This window comes from Streptomyces sp. M92 (assembly GCF_028473745.1).
Lineage (GTDB): Bacteria > Actinomycetota > Actinomycetes > Streptomycetales > Streptomycetaceae > Streptomyces.
In genome coordinates this window covers 5,487,608-5,507,782 of the sequence record NZ_CP101137.1, presented here as the reverse complement: position 1 = coordinate 5,507,782, position 20,175 = coordinate 5,487,608, and the positions used below count along the sequence as shown (strand labels likewise).

At 67.5% G+C, this 20,175-nt stretch carries 13 protein-coding genes and 7 pseudogenes; 9 read left to right on the top strand and 11 right to left on the bottom strand.

The window, feature by feature from the left end; translation table 11 throughout:
• Positions 1–245: 245 nt before the first annotated feature.
• A pseudogene (locus M6G08_RS24775) lies at positions 246–1,104 on the bottom strand (IS5 family transposase).
• A 92-nt stretch (positions 1,105–1,196) separates the two neighbouring features.
• Here M6G08_RS24775 and M6G08_RS24770 point away from each other — a divergent pair.
• The 3 genes and pseudogenes from M6G08_RS24770 to M6G08_RS24760 all read left to right on the top strand — a co-directional run bounded on the left by M6G08_RS24770 (position 1,197) and on the right by M6G08_RS24760 (position 4,641).
• On the top strand, positions 1,197–2,288 hold the full coding sequence (locus tag M6G08_RS24770; protein WP_272589363.1) for an IS630 family transposase: 1,092 nt from the start codon (positions 1,197–1,199) through the stop codon (positions 2,286–2,288).
• A 38-nt stretch (positions 2,289–2,326) separates the two neighbouring features.
• Positions 2,327–2,687: pseudogene (locus tag M6G08_RS24765) on the top strand (helix-turn-helix domain-containing protein); the annotation flags it as partial.
• A 1,261-nt stretch (positions 2,688–3,948) separates the two neighbouring features.
• Positions 3,949–4,641, top strand: a complete 693-nt coding sequence (locus tag M6G08_RS24760) for a DUF4097 family beta strand repeat-containing protein (RefSeq protein ID WP_272589362.1) — start codon at positions 3,949–3,951, stop codon at positions 4,639–4,641.
• Positions 4,642–5,065: 424 nt separating this feature from the next.
• On the opposite strand, the gene M6G08_RS24755 is transcribed toward M6G08_RS24760, so the two are convergent.
• The 3 genes and pseudogenes from M6G08_RS24755 to M6G08_RS24745 form a co-directional block, all read right to left on the bottom strand.
• Positions 5,066–6,067 (bottom strand): Gfo/Idh/MocA family protein, encoded by a 1,002-nt coding sequence (locus M6G08_RS24755; protein WP_272589361.1) that lies wholly within the window; start codon positions 6,065–6,067, stop codon positions 5,066–5,068.
• A gap of 308 nt (positions 6,068–6,375) precedes the next feature.
• Positions 6,376–8,175 carry an IS481 family transposase gene (locus tag M6G08_RS24750; RefSeq protein ID WP_443049007.1) on the bottom strand — a complete coding sequence of 600 codons (1,800 nt, stop codon included), beginning with the start codon at positions 8,173–8,175 and terminating at the stop codon, positions 6,376–6,378.
• 708 nt (positions 8,176–8,883) lie between these two features.
• Positions 8,884–9,221: pseudogene (locus M6G08_RS24745) on the bottom strand (transposase); the annotation flags it as partial.
• On the opposite strand from M6G08_RS24745, the pseudogene M6G08_RS24740 reads away from it, so the two are divergent.
• Both M6G08_RS24740 and M6G08_RS24735 read left to right on the top strand, forming a co-directional pair.
• Positions 9,209–9,709, top strand: a pseudogene (locus M6G08_RS24740) (IS5 family transposase); the annotation flags it as partial. The pseudogenes M6G08_RS24745 and M6G08_RS24740 sit on opposite strands and share 13 nt — an antisense overlap.
• Before the next feature lie 71 nt (positions 9,710–9,780).
• Entirely contained in the window at positions 9,781–10,077 is a 297-nt protein-coding gene (locus tag M6G08_RS24735) for a hypothetical protein (RefSeq protein ID WP_272589360.1), read from the top strand.
• Positions 10,078–10,692: 615 nt separating this feature from the next.
• Here M6G08_RS24735 and M6G08_RS24730 read toward each other — a convergent pair.
• The 4 genes from M6G08_RS24730 to M6G08_RS24715 are packed head-to-tail and all read right to left on the bottom strand — an operon-like array spanning position 10,693 to position 14,492.
• Positions 10,693–12,090: an NAD(P)/FAD-dependent oxidoreductase gene (locus M6G08_RS24730; RefSeq protein WP_272589359.1), complete on the bottom strand. Its 1,398-nt coding sequence runs from the start codon at positions 12,088–12,090 to the stop codon at positions 10,693–10,695.
• Complete coding sequence (locus M6G08_RS24725) at positions 12,083–13,285, bottom strand: MAB_1171c family putative transporter (RefSeq protein ID WP_272589358.1); 1,203 nt, start codon at positions 13,283–13,285, stop codon at positions 12,083–12,085. Before M6G08_RS24725 ends, M6G08_RS24730 begins: the two co-directional genes overlap by 8 nt.
• Positions 13,282–13,890 (bottom strand): toxin, encoded by a 609-nt coding sequence (locus tag M6G08_RS24720; protein ID WP_272589357.1) that lies wholly within the window; start codon positions 13,888–13,890, stop codon positions 13,282–13,284. The genes M6G08_RS24725 and M6G08_RS24720 overlap by 4 nt, the downstream gene beginning before the upstream one ends.
• Positions 13,887–14,492, bottom strand: coding sequence for a hypothetical protein (locus M6G08_RS24715; protein ID WP_272589356.1), 606 nt, complete (start codon positions 14,490–14,492; stop codon positions 13,887–13,889). The genes M6G08_RS24720 and M6G08_RS24715 overlap by 4 nt, the downstream gene beginning before the upstream one ends.
• 659 nt (positions 14,493–15,151) lie before the next feature.
• Between M6G08_RS24715 and M6G08_RS24710 the strand changes: the two genes are divergently transcribed.
• From M6G08_RS24710 to M6G08_RS24700, 3 genes and pseudogenes are all read left to right on the top strand, one after another.
• On the top strand, positions 15,152–15,442 hold the full coding sequence (locus M6G08_RS24710) for a hypothetical protein (RefSeq protein WP_272589355.1): 291 nt from the start codon (positions 15,152–15,154) through the stop codon (positions 15,440–15,442).
• Positions 15,443–15,525: 83 nt separating this feature from the next.
• Positions 15,526–16,355: pseudogene (locus M6G08_RS24705) on the top strand (IS5 family transposase).
• 49 nt (positions 16,356–16,404) lie between these two features.
• Positions 16,405–16,811, top strand: a pseudogene (locus tag M6G08_RS24700) (transposase family protein); the annotation flags it as partial.
• 61 nt (positions 16,812–16,872) lie between these two features.
• Here the strand turns inward: M6G08_RS24700 and M6G08_RS24695 are convergent.
• The 3 genes and pseudogenes from M6G08_RS24695 to M6G08_RS24685 form a co-directional block, all read right to left on the bottom strand.
• Entirely contained in the window at positions 16,873–17,508 is a 636-nt protein-coding gene (locus M6G08_RS24695) for an HAD-IA family hydrolase (RefSeq protein ID WP_272589354.1), read from the bottom strand.
• Positions 17,509–17,582: 74 nt separating this feature from the next.
• Positions 17,583–17,681, bottom strand: a pseudogene (locus tag M6G08_RS24690) (alpha/beta hydrolase); the annotation flags it as partial.
• A 157-nt stretch (positions 17,682–17,838) separates the two neighbouring features.
• Complete coding sequence (locus tag M6G08_RS24685) at positions 17,839–18,252, bottom strand: MerR family transcriptional regulator (RefSeq protein ID WP_272589353.1); 414 nt, start codon at positions 18,250–18,252, stop codon at positions 17,839–17,841.
• Between the two features lie 409 nt (positions 18,253–18,661).
• Between M6G08_RS24685 and M6G08_RS24680 the strand changes: the two genes are divergently transcribed.
• Positions 18,662–20,167, top strand: coding sequence for a SulP family inorganic anion transporter (locus tag M6G08_RS24680; protein WP_272589352.1), 1,506 nt, complete (start codon positions 18,662–18,664; stop codon positions 20,165–20,167).
• Positions 20,168–20,175 lie beyond the last annotated feature (8 nt).

Sequence of the window (20,175 nt, the reverse complement as noted above, 5' to 3'; positions counted from 1 at the left end):
CCTCCAGGCCGCCGCCGACTTCGGCAAGGGGACGGACGCCCGGCCCGCGTGGGTGAAGGCCGCCTGGCCCCGGGAACTTGGCCGCGCAGTTTGCGGCGGCGGCCGGCGGCGTTGGACTGCTGGACCAGGGCCTCGCGCACGGCAGGCCACAGCACTGTCGCGTGGGGGTGCAGTCGTCGGCATGCCACTGGAAGGAGAAGTCGAACCGGAGCCGGGCACCGGCGAGCGGGTGTTAGGGTCCGTCTTCAAACGGATCTTGCCCAGAGCAGGAACGAGGCAGGATTGACCGCTGCTTCGTAGGAAGTGGCGGTCTTCTCGTATCGAGTGGCGATGCCGCGGAAGCCCTTGAGGCGGTTGAAGCAGCGCTCAACGACGTTGCGGCCACGGTAGAGATGCCGGTCGAATGCCGGTGGTCGGCCGCCGTGGCGTCCGCGGTTGTGACGGTGCCGTCGCTGGTCGGTCTTCTCCGGGATGGTGTGTGCGATGCCGCGTTTGCGCAGGTAGGTGCGGAAGCCGCGGGAGCTGTAGGCCTTGTCCGCGATGACCTGGTCGGGCCTGCAGCGTGGTCGTCCAACGCCGGTTCGTGGGACGTGGATGCGTTCGAGGAGCGGGCGTGCGCAGATGCTGTTGTGCCGTTGGCCGGGTGTCAGCAGGATGGCGAGGGGCCGGCCGCGGCGTCGCAGGCGAGGTGGATTTTGGTGGTCAGTCCGCCTCGGGACCGGCCGAGGGCGTGATCGTCCGGTTCGTCCGGCCGGTGGTTCCCCCTTTTCGGCCGGTGGCGGCAGCGTGCTGGTGGGCACGGGCGATGGTGGAGTCGATCTGCACCAGCCAGTCGATGTCGCCGGCCGCGTCCGCTTCGGCTTGGACCTGCTGAAGCGCTCGGGCGAACACGCCGTCCAGGGCGTAGCGGCGGAAGCGGGTGTAGACCGTCTTCCACGGCCCGTAGCGTTCCGGCAGGTCCCGCCAGGAGATACCGGTGCGGATCTTGTAGACCATCCTGTTGATGACCTGCCGGTCCGACACACGCGGACGTCCCGTGGCGGCCCGCGGTATCAGTGGAGCGAGTAACTCCCATTCCGCATCTGTGAGTTCATGGCGGCGTATCACCCCACCATGATCCACCACCCTAGTGATCTTTGCAGACGGACCCTGGTCTTCTGAGTCAGGAGTTCTATTCAGATGTGTAGGGTTGCCTGGTGGCGCGTACTGGGCGGCCGAAGGCCGAGTTGATCCTGTCGGATGAGGAGCGGGCTGCGCTGGAGGGGTGGGTGCGGCGCCGTTCCACCCCGCAGGCGTGGGCTTTGCGGTGCCGGATCATCCTGGCCTGCGCGACCGGCGCGTCCAACAAGGACGTGGCCGCACAGCTCGGTTCGACACCGCATGCGGTGGGCCGCTGGCGGAAGCGGTTCGTTGAACACCGGATCGCCGGGCTGGGTGACATGCCGCGGTCCGGCGGGCCCCGGGCGGTCACCGACGAGCAGGTCGCCGCGGTGGTGAAGCGGACACTGGAATCCGCGCCGAAGAACGCCACGCACTGGTCGACGCGGGCGATAGCCACGGAGATGGGTCTGTCGCAGTCGACCGTGTCGCGGATCTGGCGGGCCTTCGGCCTGCAGCCACACCGTACCGAGACGTTCAAGCTGTCGACGGACCCGTACTTCGTCGACAAGGTCCACGACGTGGTCGGCCTCTATCTGGACCCGCCCGAGCGGGCCTTGGTGTTCTGTGTCGACGAGAAGTCGCAGATCCAGGCCCTGGACCGGTCTCAGCCGGTGCTGCCGACGATGCCCGGTGTCCCGCAGCGGGTCACCCACGACTGCGTGCGCGCGGGCACCACCACATTGTTCGCCGCGCTGGAGGTGGCCACGGGGAAGGTGATCGGCTCCCTGCACCGCCGGCACCGGGCCGAGGAGTTCAAGAAGTTTCTGATCAAACTCGACCAGGAGATACCGGCGGACCTGGACGTGCACCTGGTGCTGGACAACTACGCCACCCACAAGACACCGGCGATCAGAACCTGGCTGCTGGCGCACCCACGCTTCCACCTGCGCTTCACGCCCACCGGCTCGTCCTGGCTCAACCTGGTCGAGCGGTGGTTCGCCGAGCTGACGAACAAGCAGATACGGCGAGACGTCCACAAAAGCGTCCAGGCGTTGGAGAAGGACATCCCGACCTGGATCGCCGCATGGAACACCGATCCCAAGCCCTACGTCTGGACGAAGACCGCAGACGAGATCCTCGAACGCCTCGCCAGCTATCTGAATCGAATTCAAAGCGTGGTGTTGTAGGGGCTGCCGCCTCATGATCCCTAAGGTATGCCGACCGCATGAGGTATGCGCAAGGGGGCGGACTGACCGATGAACGGCGGGTCTTCCGCGAGAGGTTGCGGATGGAGGCGGCCGAGCGGTTCGCCCAGGGCGACGAGAACTCGGTCATTGCGCACGACCTGCGGGTCAGCGTCCGATCGGTTCAGCGCTGGCGCAGAGCCTGGTCGCAGAACGGGCCCTGGGCCCTGGCCTCCAAGGGCCCGGCATCACTGCCGCTGCTGAGCGACGAGCTGTTCGCCGTGCTCGAGCGGGAGTTGACCAAGGGGGCCGGTCGCGCACGGCTGGCCGGACCAGACCTGGACCCTGTCGCGGATCAAGACACTGATCGGGCGCCGGTTCCATAAGAGCTACACCGTGCAAAGGGCCATCGCGAGCTCGGCCTGGATCCGGTCGACTTCCTCGCGCAACCCCTCCACACGACGACGAGCGACAAGCTCGTGCTGTTCCAGCAGTCCGACAACCGACGGCATTCGCGACCTCCACGGGAGCGACGAAGCGTCGATCCATCACTCCCACACCGTCACCGCCCCTACCCTGACCAGCGAAAACACAGTCGTCAGACTCGGAAAGACAACAGCCTCTCAGGCACAGCACACACTGCCACACCTGCACAGACAGACGCCCAAACAACAGAAGCCACAAACCCCACCCGCCACAACCCGGCCGCGCCCGCACCACAGCCGCCCCCGGACCGGCACGAAGAACCCCGACCCACTCCGCCCCAGAGCCTGCACCGCCCCTACCCAAGCGCCGGCCCACTGCCACCAGCACCACAAGCCGACGAACCTCACCATCACAAACCAGACGAATCCCACCGACCAACCCCCCAGCCAGTGACGGCGAGAATGCCGGCGGGCATGCCCGTGGGCACGGACGACGGCGGAACCGATCCCTACCAGCCAGCCGATACCGCCGACCGCGCCGACGTGGACCTGCACCCGCTGCAGGCCCGGATGAACACCCCGCCCAAAACGCAGCGACAAAAACACGCGCACACGCTCACCCACAGCCCGCCAGCATTCCGCCAGGTCACACCAGGCGACCCTGGCACAAACCCTGCAGACCATCACACCGACGACCTGCCGACCCTCCCCGCAAAGCCGCCCAGCCCCGACCCGGGACATCAGCACAGCAAGTAACCCCCACCCTGACCAGCCAGTCCATGACAGTTCATGACGACGTACCACGACACCACGACTCGCCACCCCCGACGATCTGCGAAGACGCACCCCCGCCCCATGGAAGCAGGCCCCAGGGCCAACCGAGCACTGCCGGTACAAGCACCGCACCCCCGGCCGGATCTGCCGGTGTGACACCCGCGCAGGCAAGCGGCAGCCGGCGGCATCCGGCTGCTGGCCCCGCACAGCCCCACGCACCGGGCAGGGCGCGCCCGTGGCCCCAAGCTCTGCCACTCGCCCTCAAGGCTCGGAGCGCCATAGCATTCAATCCCAATCCATTGCAACGAACGAGACAGGGGGTTGCATTAGCTTAGTATCCATTGCAACTTTTTATGGACTTTGACCTGCACAGTCACTCTCCATGTGCGACGCCCGAATTGCGATAACCATGAACGCAACGTAGCGTTTTCTTCATCAGAAACACAGGCCCGAAGGAGTGCCCGATGCAGCCGGACAAGAGCAAGACGCAGAAGTTCGACACCCCCGCCCCCGTCACGGCCGTCGTCGGCATCCCCGCCGGGCACATCCGGTTCATCGCCGCCGACCGGACCGACACAACCGTCGAGATCCTGCCCGCCGACGCCTCCAGGAGCCGCGACGTGAAGGCCGCTGGACAGACCACGGTCGCTTACGCCGACGGTGTCCTGCACATCGACGCCTCGGCGGCCAGAAACCGGCTCCTCGGCGCCACCGGAGCTCTCGAGGTGACCGTCCAGCTGCCCGCCGGCTCCCGCGTGGAGGCCAAGGCCGCCAGCGCCGCACTGAGAGGCGTCGGACGTCTCGGCGACGTCGTCTTCGAGAGCGCACACGGTGCGGTCAAGCTCGACGAAGCCGCGCACACCCGTCTCTCCCTACTCGCCGGCGACATCACCGTCCACCGCCTGAGCGGCCCCTCCGAGATCAGCACCCACAAGGGCGACCTGCGCGTGACCGAGGCCGTGCGCGGCAAGATCACCCTGCACACCGAGCACGGCGACATCACCGTCGGCACCGCCCGCGGCACCTCCGCCACCCTCGACGCCGCCACCAACCACGGCCGTATCGACAACACCCTCACCAACACCGACGGTCCCGATGCCGCTCTCGCCCTCCACGCCACCACCGCCTACGGCAACATCACCGCCCGCAGCCTGTAGAAACCCCCGGCACCAAGAACGACGCCACCACAAAACCACCACCTGGAAAAGACGCAAGGAAGCAGTCCCGGCCGCTTTCGGTCCGGCCGCCTCCTTCGCACGGATCACGGCCCCCGCAGCGGTGCCGCAACTCTCTCCAGCTTCGCAGCACCGCTGCCGGCCATGACAATGCCCCCGACCGCCGCCAACACGATCACCACCCTCCCGTCCACCCTGCTGCACACAGAACCCCACCCCTGCCTCACCTACGCCAACAGACACAGCGCCCGGTAGCCGGAGCACTCGCAGACCGCGTGCACGGCGACCACCGCCTACCCCTCCCCGGCCGGCGTCACCGCGCACATCCCACACCCGCCCCCAAACCCGCCGACCCACCCCGACACCCCAGACCCCACCCACCCACACCACCACCCCCTCCCCCACCTCAAGCCCCCTCGGTGACGCCCCAGCCTTCGGAGAGCCGCAGGCTCACGTCGAGGACGTGCAGGGAGAAGTCGGCCGACAAGAAGGGCTGCCCGCCGGCCAGGGCGGCCCGCGCCATGTCGGCGATCCCCGCCCCGGCGGTGAGATCGTGCGTGTCGTCGTAACGGTGGCTGACCGGCGGGACGGCGAACGGGATCTGCTCGGCCTCGGCCAGGTAACCGTTGGTCTTGCCGCTCTCCATGACATTGCGGCGCCGCAGGACCGGCGAGGACGCCTGCCACACGTCCCGCACCGACAAGGTCCCCTGGTCGCCGATGATCGTGAGCGTCATGCCGACGGGCGCCACCCAGCCGGTGCTGATCCGACAGACGGCGCCGTTGGCGAACTCCAGGAAACCGAAGGAGGTGTCCGGCGCCACCTTGGTCAACTCGGGCCACTTGTCGTCTAGCAACAGCGCGGTATGCCCCGCCATCCGCACCACCGGACCGAACATGGCGACGAGCCAGCCCAGTTGGTACCCGGCGTGCTCCATCACGCAACCGTTGGGCACCTCGTCCCAGTACGGCCACGGCACGCCGCGGCGGCTGCGCCACTCGCTGTACGGCATGAACGCCAGGGCGCCCATGTCGAGGTTGCCGTGCGCGAGACGCGGTGTGCCGATGAGGCCGTCACCGACCGCCTTGAAGAGCGTCTGCGCCGCCTGGCTGAAGACAGTCGAAGGGGCACTGGACAGCAGCAGCCCGCGTTCCTTGGCCAGTTCGACCAGTTCGGTGGCCTGCTCCAGGACGGGAGCCAGCGGCTTCTCCGAGTAGACGTACTTCCCGGCCAGCAGTGTCGCCTTGGTGACGGCGTAGTGCTGGCTCACCGGCGTCAGGTTGGCCACGATGGCGACGCCGGGATCGGCCAGGACCGCCTCCAGGTCCGCGTACAGTCGGCCGCCGAACTCGCCGACGAACGTCCGGGCGCGGTCGGCATCGATGTCGAAGGCGCCTTCGAGGGCCAACGTCCTCGACCTCATCTCGGTCGATGGGCAGACCGGCAAAGACGATCTCAACGAACATCGCGCTCCTCCCCTCCGGCCCGGCGAACCATACCGGTCACGGCACTAGGAGCTGTTCGAGGTTCGGATCTTCGTGACGCTCGCTGATGGGCTCGGTGGGGCTGGTAGAACTCGGGTGTGGCGCGTTTTGATGTGACGGATGCCGAGTGGGAGTTCGTCGAGGGTGTTACAGCAGCTTTGTCAAGGGTGCCTTATGTCGGGTCCCAGTTGATGCCTGACGTTCGGGTCTCACCTGATGCTTGACGGTGGGCCTAGACAACATCGGAAATTTTGTGGGGCTTGTTGGCTTTCACGTTACGGACCGGGACGTCGGTGGTGCGCCGGATGACTCGGATCTGGCCGTCGAGGTCGACGGTGATCGTGGTGTCCGAGACGTGGACGGTCACGGTCTGGCCTGCGTAGGGGCGGCCGAGGGAGACGGTCTGGCGGCAGACCATGACCGTGCCCACCGCGCTGACCTTCCGCTGCACCCGGACCGGCTCGACACGGGGCCGGGGCAGCGGGCCGGCAGGCCGCAGACCCCGCAGCCTGCGGACTTCCTCGCCGGTCAGCGGGTTGGGCCGCACTCGCAGCAGTTCCCGTGAGGACGGATCGAAGAACGACAGCGTCTCGTCGTCGATGCGGACACCCACCTGGCGGCCGCCGAGGATCTCCGCCGCCAGCACCTGGTGGCCGCCCAGGCCCACCAGGCCGCTGTTGTTCACGACCCGGTCCACCTCGAACGCGGCCCCGTCACTGTCACCGGCGGGAAGCGGCGGAGGGCCGGCCGCACGACCGCCCCGGGCCGCCAGCCGCCCCAGATCCACCACCGACAGATGCGACCGCACCGTCTTGATCCGCGCCCCCGCGATCAGCACATGGATCACTTGCGTGTCCGCCCAGAACGTCACCGTCAGCCCCGCCCGCGACGGACCCAGCCAGAACTGCTTGCCCGCGACCTGCAGATTCCCACTCGCCGGCACCACCCGCTCGAACTCCACCGCCCCTGCCTCATCCACCCGCATCACGCCGGGAACGGGGACAGGGGCAGGCTCGGCCTCGACCGGAGCCCGGTCCGCGGCCGGCGTCCGCTGCTGCGGCACCCGCCCCAGCACCCCAGGCACCCGCAGCCCCAGCACGGCCCGCTCCTCCTCGGGCACCGGGGCGAACCGGTCAGCAGGAGACTGCATGTCCAGGGCCTGATGCGGCCGCACCGAGTTGTACTCCCGAACCCACGCGTCCAGCACCGCCTGGGCCTCTTCGACACTCTCGAAAGCCGGGCAGTCATCCAGGAGTTCACGCCGCAGCGTCTGATGGAAACGCTCGACCTTGCCCGTCGTGGTCGGCGAGGCCGGCTGGGTCAACCGGTGCGCGATCCCGTTCTCCCGGCAGATCCGGTCGAACAGCACCTCACCCCCGTGCCCGAACCGGTCGGTGAACTGCTTGCCGTTGTCGGTCAGCACCTCCTCCGGCACCCCGAACTCCTCCAACGCCCCGGCGAACGCCGAACAGACCGCCCGGCCCGTCGCCCGCTCCACCACCGACGCGATCACGCAGTACCGGGAATGGTCATCCACCCCGGTCACGACCTTTGCCTCGGACAACTCACCCGTCACCGGGTCGACGAGCATCACCCCGCCCACGATGTCCATCTGCCACAACTGCATCGGACGGTCCCGCTGCCAACGCTTGTAATCCGACCGCTTCCGGCGCCGAACCCCCGGCTCCACCAACCCATGCCGGACCAGAATCCGATACACGGTCATCCGCGACGGCACCGGCGTCACGTTCCCGGACCGCTCCAGCACGAACGCGATCCGCCGCGGACCCCACCGGGGATGCTCCCGCCGCAGCTCACAGACGGCAGCCTCCACCTCGGCAGAGGCCTGATGCGGACACGACGACGGCCTACGCGAACGGTCAGCCAACCCAGCCAGGCCCGAGGCCTGATACCGGGTCTTCCACCCGCTGACCGTCTGCCTGGACACCCCGAGCGACGCGGCGACCTCCGTCACCGTCGCGCCCGCCAGCACCGCAAGCACAGCCTGGTATCTCTGCTCGACAACCGACAACTCCACCAGCGCCAATCCCGGCCTCCTGCCACACGCCGCAACGACGTGCACAGAAAAGCCGATCACGGCCACCGTCAACCATCAGCTGGGATCGAAGTGTCAAGCATCTACCGGGACCGGACAGTCAAGGGTGCCTTACTCATGGAGCAACTTTCCCTACAAGAACAAGGCCCTGCGCACGGCGCGGGGCCGCGGCGCCTGGCGCGGCCGACACATATCTACGCCCGGTCCACGCAGGCGGCTCGGGCCGCCTGTGGGCCGTGTGAGGGCGGCCGAGGGCGACAAACGACGACAACCAGAGAAGGGATCGGCCGAGGTTAAGGCGGGCGGCACCGAGTGCGCTCCAGGTCGAGGTTCTGCCGCACCACTTCCTCCGCAACAAGTCTCGCCTTCTCCGCCCACGGAGAGGGAAGACTCCGGGCATGAATCGGTGGGGAAAGTGGATTGCGGCCTCGGCGTTGGCCGGCGTCGTGGCAGCGGCACTGACGACGTTGGCGGCGCGCTCGTCGTGGGGGTGGGACTTCGCCGCACGGTGCGTGACGTTCTCGGTCGTCTACCTGATCTGCCAGCCACTCTGGGCACGGTCCCGTCGCCGTGCGGAGGAGCGGGAAGCGCGACACCAGCGGGAGATCGCAGAAGCACGGAGTGCACGCGAGCCCCGCTAGGTCCTGGTGGAAGTTCGGATCGTGTGGCTGAAGCGATGTACTTCAGCCACATGATTGATCCTCGGAGGTGAAGTCCTGCCTCGAAGCTCTCGGGAGATTTGTCGTACCGAGTGGCGAGTCCGCGCCAGATCTTGGTCTTCTGAAGCAGCGCTCGACAGTGTTGCGCTGGCGGTACCGCTGCGCGTCGAAGGCCACGGGGCGGCCGCCGGCCGAGCCCTTCCTCCGCCGGTTCGCGGCCTGATCGGTCTTCTCCGGGATGACTGCGGTGATCCCGCGTCCGCGCAGGTAGACGCGGTTAGCCCTGGAGGAGTAGGCCCGATCGGCGGCCACCGCACCGGGCCGGGTGCGAACCGCCCGGCGGGGTCGGCCATGAGCCTGACGACCACGGGCTGGGCCGGTCCCGGGGCGGATTCACCACGAAGATTCACCTTGCATGCGAGCAGGGCCAGAAGCCGTTGGCGCTACTGGTCACGGCAGGTCAGCGAGGTGACAGCCCGCAGTTCGAGCCGGTCCTCGAATCGATCCGGGTGCCCAGGCCCGGTGGTGGGCGCCCCAGACGCAGACCACTGCGGGTGCGGGGCGACAAGGCGTACTCCTCGCGCGCCAATCGCGCCTACCTGCACAGACGTGGAATCCGGTGCACGATCCCGGAGCCGGCCGATCAGATCCGCAACCGCAACCGCAAGCGCCGTGACAGCGGTGGTGGCCGTCCGCCGGCCTTCGACCGGCAGGACTACAAGGCCCGTCACGCGGTCGAGTGCGGAATCAGCCGCCTCAAGCAGCACCGGGCTGTCGCGACCCGATTCGACAAGCTCGCTGTCCGCTTCGAGGCCGCGGTCCAGACCGCCGTGATCGGCCAATGGCTGTGAACCACCAGCCGGGCAGCGGGCCGTGCCATCCTGACCACCGGAAACGACAGCACACGCACTGGGGAGGGCCCGTGGCCGCCGACTACTACTGCGCCGACAGCGAGAACGGCGACCACATCAACGACCCGTCCGAGGACGCCCTCCTCATGCTCATCAGCGATCTCAACGGCAGCGACAACACCTTTGTCGTGATCCAGCCCGACGAGGACGATCCCGTCTGGTTCGCCTCCGTCGCCGTGCTGGACCAGGGCGGCTACGAGATCGTCCGCCGCGACACCATCCGCCGCGAGCACGACGTCACCGTCGAGACCACCATCGACCGGATCGCGGGCGACCTCACCAAATGGCTGGCTACCCGCGCTACTTAAAACACGGCCTAGACGACGTGTTCGCCTACGCCGCGGCCGAGAACATCACGTCGCGCATTGACGGGACCGAAACCCAAGACCCCAGCCCGAATGCCCGCTCTCCGGGAAGGCGGACGTTCGCCTCCGCCAAGCGCAAGCTGAACACGATCAAGACCACCACGACCAGCGACCACCAGGGACGCACTCTGCGGTCCGCCGTACGGCCCGCCGCTTGCACGACCAAACGGCGGTCCGCACCGAGAGCATCGCCGAGTGGTTCCGGATGCATCCGGCGGTGAAGGCCGAGGTCGACGGCGGGTACCGCAGTCTGGCCAACGAGTTTCCCGACCAGGTCGGCGCGTCCCCCGAGGAAGCCGAAGGACATCGACAACGCGCCCCTCACTCAAGCCTGCGGATGGCGCGAGTTGCGACGCCGGCAATCCTCTCGTCGGATCTGTGTCGAGCACGCCAATGCCGAACTCTGCCAGTGGTACCCACAACGGCGGTACACCGGGCGCCGCGAGATCTACGACGCCACGAGTCAAAACCCCCAGGCACACCGCCCAATTCTCAATCGCGGGGCACCCCGTAAGCCATACCAGGAGGCCCTTGGGCCCCCGTGGTAAGGGAGTGGTGCTACAAGGTTGCGTTCTTGCGTTCGCTCTCGGCCAGCGGAGGCGCCTGCAGGTGCGGCTTCTTCGGTCCGAAGAGCATGGGAATAAGCATGTCAGGCGAGAACAGTCGGGTGGCAGGCTTCTCCATGCTCATCACGTCGAGTAGGGCACTGAGGGCGCGGGGGTTGCGGGCGCCGGTCGCCACAGCTTGGTCGACGAACCGGGCGAGCATGCGCTCGGTCCATGCGGGTGAGGCGTCGCTGGCGCCCGGATAGCGGGCATCTTGCCCGACAGCAAGGTCCCAGGCTGCGGCAACGGGCCTGGTCGCGGCATGCTGCAGGCGTCGACTGGTGCCGGGCGCGGTGACACTGGTGGTGCGCAGCACGGTGCCGATGGCGAGGGCACTCTGTGCGGCGGCAGTGATGCCGTGTCCGTATACGGGGTTGTATCCGGCGATTGCGTCCCCGATCACGGTGAAGCCGTCGGGCCAGGAACGCATCTTCTCGTAGTAGCGGCGTTGGTTGGCGGTGCTGCGGGTGGTGCTGACGTCACCGATCGGGTCGGCGTCCTTGATCAGTTCTCCGATGACGGGATCGCCCAAGGTGAGAGCGAAGTCGGTGAAGGCGTCAGGGTCTCTGGTTGGCTCGCCGCCGCGAGTGCCGGAAAGGGTGACGATCCAGCGACCGCCCTCAACGGGCAGAATGATGCCGCCACGGCCGGGCGCCTTGGCCGGGTTGGCCTGGACGTTGACCAGTGGGAATGGCGCATCGGCGGTGGTGCCGGGGGCATGGTAGAGGCGGGTGGCATATGTGACTCCGGCGTTCACCTCGCGTTCGGTGACTCGGGGCAGTCCCAGATCCTCAAGCCATCGAGGGGCTTGGGAACCACGTCCGGTGGCGTCGATCACCAGGTCGGCGGTCAGGACTTCCTCCTGGTGGCCCTCGGTCCGTATGCGGACCCCCGTCACACGGCTCCTGTCGCCGGTCAGGCTGAGGGCCGTAGTGCTCTGCCGGACGGTGAGGCGCGTATCGGGAAGAACTCGGTCACGTATCACGGAGTCGAGCAGGTCGCGCGAGCACACAAGGTTCCGGTGATGCGTGGAGGTGAAACGGCGGAACCAGACCTCGTTGGGGGCTCGGGAGACCATGTCGCCCATAATGTGCACGAGACGTGCTCCGCGGGTGACGACTTGGTCGACCAGGCCGGGCAGCAGTTGATCGAAGGCCACCACACCGCCGTACCACACGAGATGTGCGTGACGTGCTTGGGGAACACCCCGGCGCGGAGCCGAACCCTCGGGGAACTGATCGCGTTCGACGAGTGTCACATCTGCGTGGTCGAGGAGGGCGGTGGCTGCGAACAGGCCGCTGACACTCCCCCCGATAACGACAGCGGTGGGTCTGCGAGTGGGATCAGGCATGAGCGTCTACGCTTTCTGTGGTGACCACCCGCTGTCGGATGGCGTCGACGGTGCGCGGCTGGCGGAAGGCACGGGCGATTGCTTCGATGTCGTCCAGGCCGCTGTCGATGCGTGCGGAACTGGCGGCGCGATCATCGTCGGCGTCAGCCGCGGGTGTGAGGAAGGCCTCGAGAGCGGCGCGAACGGCGATGGCTCCGGCGATACCACGGGCGCGCTCGTCACGGTGACCTGCAGCGCGCGCTTCGTCGAATGCGCACCGCAGCAATTCTGCGTCAACATGTGGCGCGAGACGCAACAAGCCATCGTGGATGCGCTGTTGGCGCTGCAGCAGGCGCAGGTCGAGCGGCGCGAAGCGTCCGACGCGGGCGCGGGCTGCGGATGGTGCAACTCTCCGGATCGCCCGCGCGAGCGGTCGCAGCCGCCGGTAGGTGCGCTGGTCCCGTATCCACTTCTGCAGGAATGGGCCTCCCTGGGGGAGGATGAATCCGATGCCGACGAGACTCGCGTCGAGGATCGCGAACGGCGGCGCGAGCCGGGTGGACAGCCAATCCCAGTTCACCCCGGCCCAGCGCGCGCCGACGGCCGCCAGTTTCGCGACGTCGAAGACGAGCCCGAAGGCGTAGCCGGCCTGGAGGAAGACGAGACCGGCCTTCAGCCAGGCGTCTGTGACCTTCGAGATCCACTTCCAGATCATGTAGGCGGCCACGAGCGCGGAGACCATGTGCGCCGCCAGGTACAGCAGGATGTGCTCGCGCATCCACGGCTCAGTCGCGTAGTACGTGTCCAGGTCGTAGATGCGTTCAGCGGGTACGTCCGCGAGAAGGTAGGTGGCCCACAAGGCGACGACGATGCCGGTGTAGATCAGCCAAATCCGGCGGATCCTGGCACGACGGCGCGGTGAGGGCTCGTCCCGCCAGGTGATGACCATGGTCAGGCAGGAGCCGCAGAAGGCGGTCAGGAGCGAATACACCCAGGGTGCCGCGATGTTCGGCACCCCCGTAACGGTGTTGATTTGGTGGATGCTCGCGGGTGCTACCGACAGGAATACTGCGGAGGCGAGCAGTAGCAGCAAGCTGGTGGCCCGTACGTCCGGGTCTTTCCAGGCCCGGACGAACGTGGGGGTTTTCAGGCTGAGGGCGAGGATCAGCAGGACAGCGGGCAGGGCGTAGGGGATGTGGAGGCTGCTGAGACTCATCGCCGTATCTGCCCGTTGCGGTTGAACAGCGACAGCTGGATGCGGCCCTCGAGAGTGGTAGCGCTGACGGGTCCCTGCGCGTACCGGCCCGGAATCCAGGTGCGTAGCTCCCGACCGAAGAGCAGACCGAATGTCTCCGCGTCCTGCTCGTGCCTGTCCGCCGAGTCGGCACGCGCCGCGATGTCCAGTGTTTCGGTCGGATCGCTCCAGGTCGCCAGGAACTGCTCAACCGCCGTACGCACTGCGGCATCGATCCGGTCGGAGCCGAGAGCGCGGGCAGCAGCGGCCGAGAGACCGGCGATGTTGTGCCCGCAGTCGCCCTGTTCTTCGTGCCACAGCTCATGCCCCAGGATGACCAGCTGAGACTCGGGCGGGGTGCGCTCCTCGACGACAATGACAGACCGGTCGCCGCAGTCCAGTCTGAGCCCGGAGACAGGAATGTCATCGGGGATAGCACGGAACACCAGCTGGACGGGCCGGCCGCGACGCATGCTCATGGCACGGCAGAACTCCTCCATGACCACGCGTGGGTCCGCGGGCGGCTGGATCCGCTTGGACGCCTCCGCTTTCAGGTCGGCCAGCAGTAACTTCATCGCCCTGGTCATCGGCGATTGTCCTCTCCCTCTTCGGGCAGAACCGATCGGAAGACTCCCTCCAGGAGCCGCTCCAGCTGACGTCGCGTCATGGACCCGTGCGCCCTCAGGTCCGTCCCCCGTACCCCGTACCGGTCCAGCAAGGCCTGAACCGGATCGGACTCCAGCCTTCGCAGGGTCGACAGCAGGACACGATTGAGAGTCTCGTCGGCCGGAGCGGTGAAGAACGCCTCTCCGCCTTCGATGTCGAAGAACTTCACCAGTCCGTGCAGGAATTCGAGATTGGGCACCTTCTTGCCGTCGCAGATCTGGCGGGCCCATATTTCCGAAACCCCGAGACGCAGGTGCAGTTCACTGGCCAGGTCCGACATGCGTCTGCCCGTGGCCCGCAGGTAGGCCGTGGCCAGGGTGCTGATACGAGCACGGGCCCGATCGTTGACGGTGTCGGCCGGCAAGGAACCTCCGGCCAGCAGCACCCGAACGGCGTCTTCCGGCAAAGCGGTTTGTGCCGCGAGCTTCGCCGGATCGAGAAGGTCCGTACGGTCTAGGCCATGCTCCGTGATCAGCGCTTCGAGTCGCTCGAGCGTCTCATACAGCGGCGGGACTGGTTCCACCTGTGAGCTCCCGGGGTGTGAGATCCACGGCTGTGGTGCACATGGCACCTTACGCCGGAACCTCAACCGCACTCAACGATCGTTTACTGACCATATCTGATCGTTGACACCCTGCGTTGGCGCGTAGCAACATCGTGGACAGCGGAGGCGACTCGCTCGGCTACGGTGCGTGTCCTCTTGCGTTCCTTGCCCTGCCCAGAACCACAACTCAAGGACTGCCACTGAGATCCACCAGGTATGTCTAGATCTCGGACCCGGCTACACGACGCGGCTGTCGCCGACGGTTGGACCCGACACTGCTCGGCGCCTCACCTCTTCGTCGTGCTACCGATAGCCCGGTTGGGAGCCGGCCTCTGGGCGTCACCTGTCGGCACCCTCCACCCTAACCAACGAGTACAGAACCCGTTGGTGAACCACAGCAGCGCATTCGCGCGGACGGCTCCGGGAATGTGCCGCTCGAGTCCTTACAACCTTCATAGATCTCCCAGGAGAGATGCATGTTCACGGTCGCTCGGACACCGGCAGCGACCACCAGCCCAAACACGCGCGACGCCGACGATCCCGAAAAGTGAGAGCGAGCCGCCCGGAGCAAGGCGGACACCCTCTCTTGACCGGGCGTCTCGCCCACGAGCACCGTAACGGAGCATTGAGGGAACCCGTTGACCACACCGCACCTGAAAGCCAACACCTTTACCAGCACCGACGTCGACCAGCTCCAGACTCTGATGACGGGCCTCGTTGCCACGTGCGCGGCCATCGGGCTTCAGCGTGACACCGAGGGCCAGTGGCGGCCTGCTGCCCCCGACTGCGACGGGGCGTTCGACAACGCCCGCGAAGTCATAGAGGACCTCTCCCGCACGCTGAACCGGACCCGTCGCGCCATTCGAAGGGTCGACCTCGAGGCACGTGCGCGGCACCGGCTGACGTCCGGCACGACCAGCATGCAGTAACCCATAAGACAGCATCTGATCTTGATAGTTGGCGTTCTGGGATGTTTTTATGACGGATGGTATTAACGGTTGTTGCACCGGGTGTGAATGCTCGTCGTCCGTACCGCAGTGATGTGTCCGATGCCCGCTGGGCTCTGATCGAGCCGGTCTTCATGGCCTGGCGGGCGAGACGGACCGGACCGGACCGGGTATGGCAGCCCGGGTCCACGGGCTGCGGGAGAGCGTCAACGCCATCCTGTACGTCAACCGCGCCGGCATCCCGTGGGGGTACCCGCCGCACGACTTCCCGCCGTACGAGACCGTCTACGACTACTACGCGAAGTGGGAAGCCGACGGCACCATCCAGCAGGTCCACGACCTGTTACGCGACAAGACCCGCCAATTCCATGGCCGCAGCGTGCAGCCCACTGCGGCCGTGGTGGACGCGCAGAGCGTGAAGACCTCGACAGGCGTCGCCGAGACCAGCCAGGGCATCGACGCCGGCAAGAAGATCAAAGGACGCAAGCGACAATGTGAACACCGACATGCTCGGCCTGGTCTTGGCTGTCTTGGTCACCGCCGCGAACGTGCACGACACCACCGGCGGCAAGCTCCTGCTCGACAACCTGGCCGCAGCACAATCCCAGCGTGTCCAAGGTCTGGGCCGACGGCGGTTACCAGAACAGCATCTTCAACCACGGCGCCCGGCTGGGCATCGATGTCGAGGTGGTACAGAGGCCACGGGTAGCGGGGTTCGAGCCGCTGCTGAAACGGTGGGTGCTCAAGCGGACCTTCGGCTGGCTGATGCAGCACCGCCGTCTCGCGCGGAATTACGGAGCCCCCCGAGAGATCGAGGGCAATGATCCACTGGGCGATGGCTAACAGAATGGCCCGCCAACTGACCGGAGAATCCACACCAACCTGGCGAATCTAAACGGACATCCCACGTACATCCGCGTGAACCTTGATCAGATGCTCTCTAATGCGCGGTCCTTGCCCGTCCTGGCCTGCGGCTTCGGACCCTGGCGGATGCTCGCCTACGCCCAGGCCGAGGGCATCGAGCTGCGGCTGGATGCCACCGAGATCCAGGTCCGCCGGCCCGCAGCCGGCCGCGGAGGGCGCCGGACGTTCGTCAGGGCAAGAAGAAGCAGAACACGATGAAGGCCACTGTCGTCGCCGACCTTCAGGGCCGCACTCTCTGGACCGACGCCCTGCGGCCAGGGCGGATGCACGATGCGACCGCCACACCGCAATGAAGCTGGACGACGGCTGCCTCGGTCTCCGGCGTGACCACCCCGGCCAGGCGATCACACCGCCCCGAAAACCGAACAAGATCGCCTTGCCGCACATACACGCCGCCAGAGAAGAGGCCCGGCACCGACACTCATCGTACGCGCCGGCGCGGAGGGCTTCCGCGGGGGCTCACCAAAGCGGCGCCGTCCGCAAGCCACTCACCGGTCGAGCAGCCCGGCCAGAGCCCCTCGCAGATCGTCGACGGCACGGAAGAGCACCGCGGTCATCCCCAGCTCACGTGCCGCCTCGACGTTCTCCTCCCGGTCGTCGACGAAAAGACATCGGTCAGCGCGGGCACCGGCCTGCTTCGCCGCCATTTCATAGATGCGACGGTCCGGCTTGGCGACACCGACGAGCGAGCTGTTGACCACGCTGTCCGCGAGGTCGGCCAGCCCGAGCGCGGTCAGGTCTTCGTCGAGCCACACAGTCGCGTTCGTGACGAGGACGACCGGACAATGCCTGCGGACCTGACCGAGAAGGCTCACCACCGCCTCATCCGCCCAGAAGTCAGCTTCGGTGAACGCCTTGGCCAGTGCACGGGCGTCACTCAGCGAGGCGCGGGCCCCGAGACCGCGCACGATCGACTGCGCCCACTCGTCCCTGGTGATCTGTCCGAGCAGCAGCGGCAAGTCGTTCTCCGGCGCGTAACCAATGGCCGTCGTGATGCCCTGCGGCAGGCCCGCTGCCGCCTCCAGGCGCTCCACCTCCGAGGTGTCATAGAAGCGGATCACCCCGTCGAGGTCGCACAAGACGGCGTCGAAGGGCGGTTCGGAAGCTTCTGTCGCGGTCCCCATGCTGTAGGGATATCACTGCGGTGATCACAAACGACCACGAACAGCAGCCGTGGGTTCCGGTACGTCCGCCGGCTTCATTTCAGGTGCCGGGTGAAGAACCCGGCCGCCGCTCCCCCCGCGAACATCGGGACGCCGGTGTGCCCGCCCATGTCGGCGTGCAGCGTCTCCTCCTCTTCGTACTGGTCCCCGCACGACTCGACGGGCGTCCTGGGAGGGTTGGACGCACCGAGCGGGACAGCGCGGCCCGTTCGCGGTGCTGGTCCGGCCCGTCGCCCATCGACGACCGGTCCGATCGGAGTCGCTCGGGTGACTGCCGGGCCGGCCCCGGTCCTAGACGCGGGCGTCCGGAGTCTTCCGGGCCAGGCGGGCGGCCAGGGTGGCCGCGAAGTCCTCGGCGCGGGCCAACTGGACCCGCAGTCTCTCCACCTGTTCGGCGGCGGCCTGCTGGTACGTGCCAACGCGCTCCAACAGGGCCTCGTGCTCGTCGCCGTCGAGAACGCCGTCGCCGTCCAGACGGTCGGTGGCGTCCAGCAGGTCACGCATCTGCTCCAGGGTGAAACCGAGCGGCTTCATCCGGCGGATGACCATGAGCCGGGCCACGTCGGTCTCGGTGTAGAGGCGGAAGCCGCCCTGGGAGCGGGCGGAGGGGATGACCAGGCCGGTCTCCTCGTAGTGCCGGATGGTGCGCAGGGACAGCTCCGTCCGCGCGGCGACCTCGCCGATCTGCATGTGCTTGTCGTCCACGCCCGTGTCCCTGGCCCTTCCCGTCGTGGCGGGCCGCGTCCCGTGCGACCCCACCGACCTCTACTCTAACGTTAGGGTAGAGTTGTCGACGGTGAGGGCGGCCCGGCCGTCCTGCCGCTGCCGTTTCCGGGGCCGACGACGCCCCCGGCGAAGACCCGATTGTCGCAGGAGTGAGCGTGCGCGAGCCCATGACGCCCATCGCCGCCGCCTGCCCGCCGTGATCCTTCGCCCGCGGATGTGAGCCGTCCGGCCGCCCGTGCGCGCCACGCCGCCTCTCGTCCCTCCCCCTTCCGACCCACCGGCCCGCTCCGCGGGTCGTCCGCGGGGTGCCGGTCCGGCCCCTGCTCGCCCTTGCCGCACGCCCGGCCTGCCGCCGGCGTGCGCCCGAGCACGACAGGTACGCATCTCCTTGTCTTCTGCTGCTGTGACTCCCGCGGCGCGCCTGCGCGGCCTGCGCCCCGACTGGCTGAACAACCCGAAGGTCTGGCGCACCGAGGTCCTGGCCGGCCTGGTCGTCGCGCTGGCCCTGATCCCTGAGGCGATCTCGTTCTCGATCATCGCCGGTGTCGACCCGGCGGTCGGCTTGTTCGCCTCGTTCACCATGGCCGTGACGATCTCGATCGTCGGCGGCCGCCGGGCGATGATCTCCGCCGCCACCGGCGCGGTCGCGCTCGTCATCGCGCCCGTCAACCGCGAGCACGGCCTTGGCTACCTGGTCGCGACCGTCATCCTGGCAGGCGTCTTCCAGATCGTCCTGGGTGCGGTGGGCGTGGCCAAGCTCATGCGGTTCGTGCCTCGCTCCGTGATGACCGGCTTCGTCAACGCCCTCGCCATCATGATCTTCATGGCGCAGGTGCCGGAGATGCACGACGTGCCCTGGCCGGTGTACCCGCTGATCGTCGGCGGTCTCGCGCTCATGGTGTTCTTCCCGAGGGTCACCAAGGTGATCCCGGCCCCGCTCGTGTCGATCGTCATCCTCACCGTCATCACGGTGGCGGCCGGGATCGCGGTGCCCACCGTCGGCGACAAGGGCGAGCTGCCGTCCTCGCTTCCGGTGCCGGGCCTGCCGGACGTGCCCTTCACCCTGGACACCCTGACGACCATCGCCCCCTACGCCCTCGCCATGGCGCTGGTCGGCCTGATGGAGTCGCTGATGACCGCGAAGCTGGTCGACGACATCACCGACACCCACTCCTCCAAGACGCGCGAGTCCGTCGGGCAGGGCATCGCCAACATCGTCACCGGCTTCTTCGGCGGCATGGGCGGCTGCGCCATGATCGGCCAGACCATGATCAACGTGAAGGTCTCCGGCGCCCGTACCCGGGTCTCCACATTCCTGGCGGGTTCGTTCCTGATGGTCCTGTGCATCGCCTTCGGGCCCGTCGTCTCGGACATCCCCATGGCCGCCCTGGTCGCCGTCATGGTCATGGTCGCCTTCGGTACCTTCGACTGGCACTCCATCGCGCCCAAGACCCTCAAGCGGATGCCCACCGGTGAGATCGCCGTCATGGTCATCACCGTGATCGTCGTGGTCGCCACCGACAACCTGGCCATCGGGGTCGTGGTCGGCTCCCTCACCGCCATGGTCATCTTCGCCAGGCGCGTCGCGCATCTCGCCCAGGTGACCGCCGTCACCGACCCCGACGGCGGCACGGTCGTCTACCGGGTGACCGGCGAGCTGTTCTTCGCCTCCTCCAACGACCTCGTCGGCCAGTTCGACTACGCGGGCGACCCGGAGAAGGTCGTCATCGACCTCTCCTCCGCCCACATCTGGGACGCCTCCTCCGTCGCCGCACTCGACGCCATCGAGACCAAGTACGCCCAGCGCGGCAAGACGGTGGAGATCACCGGCCTGAACGACCCCAGCGCCGACCTCCACGGCAAGCTCACCGGCGAACTCACCGGCAGCCACTGACGCCGGCG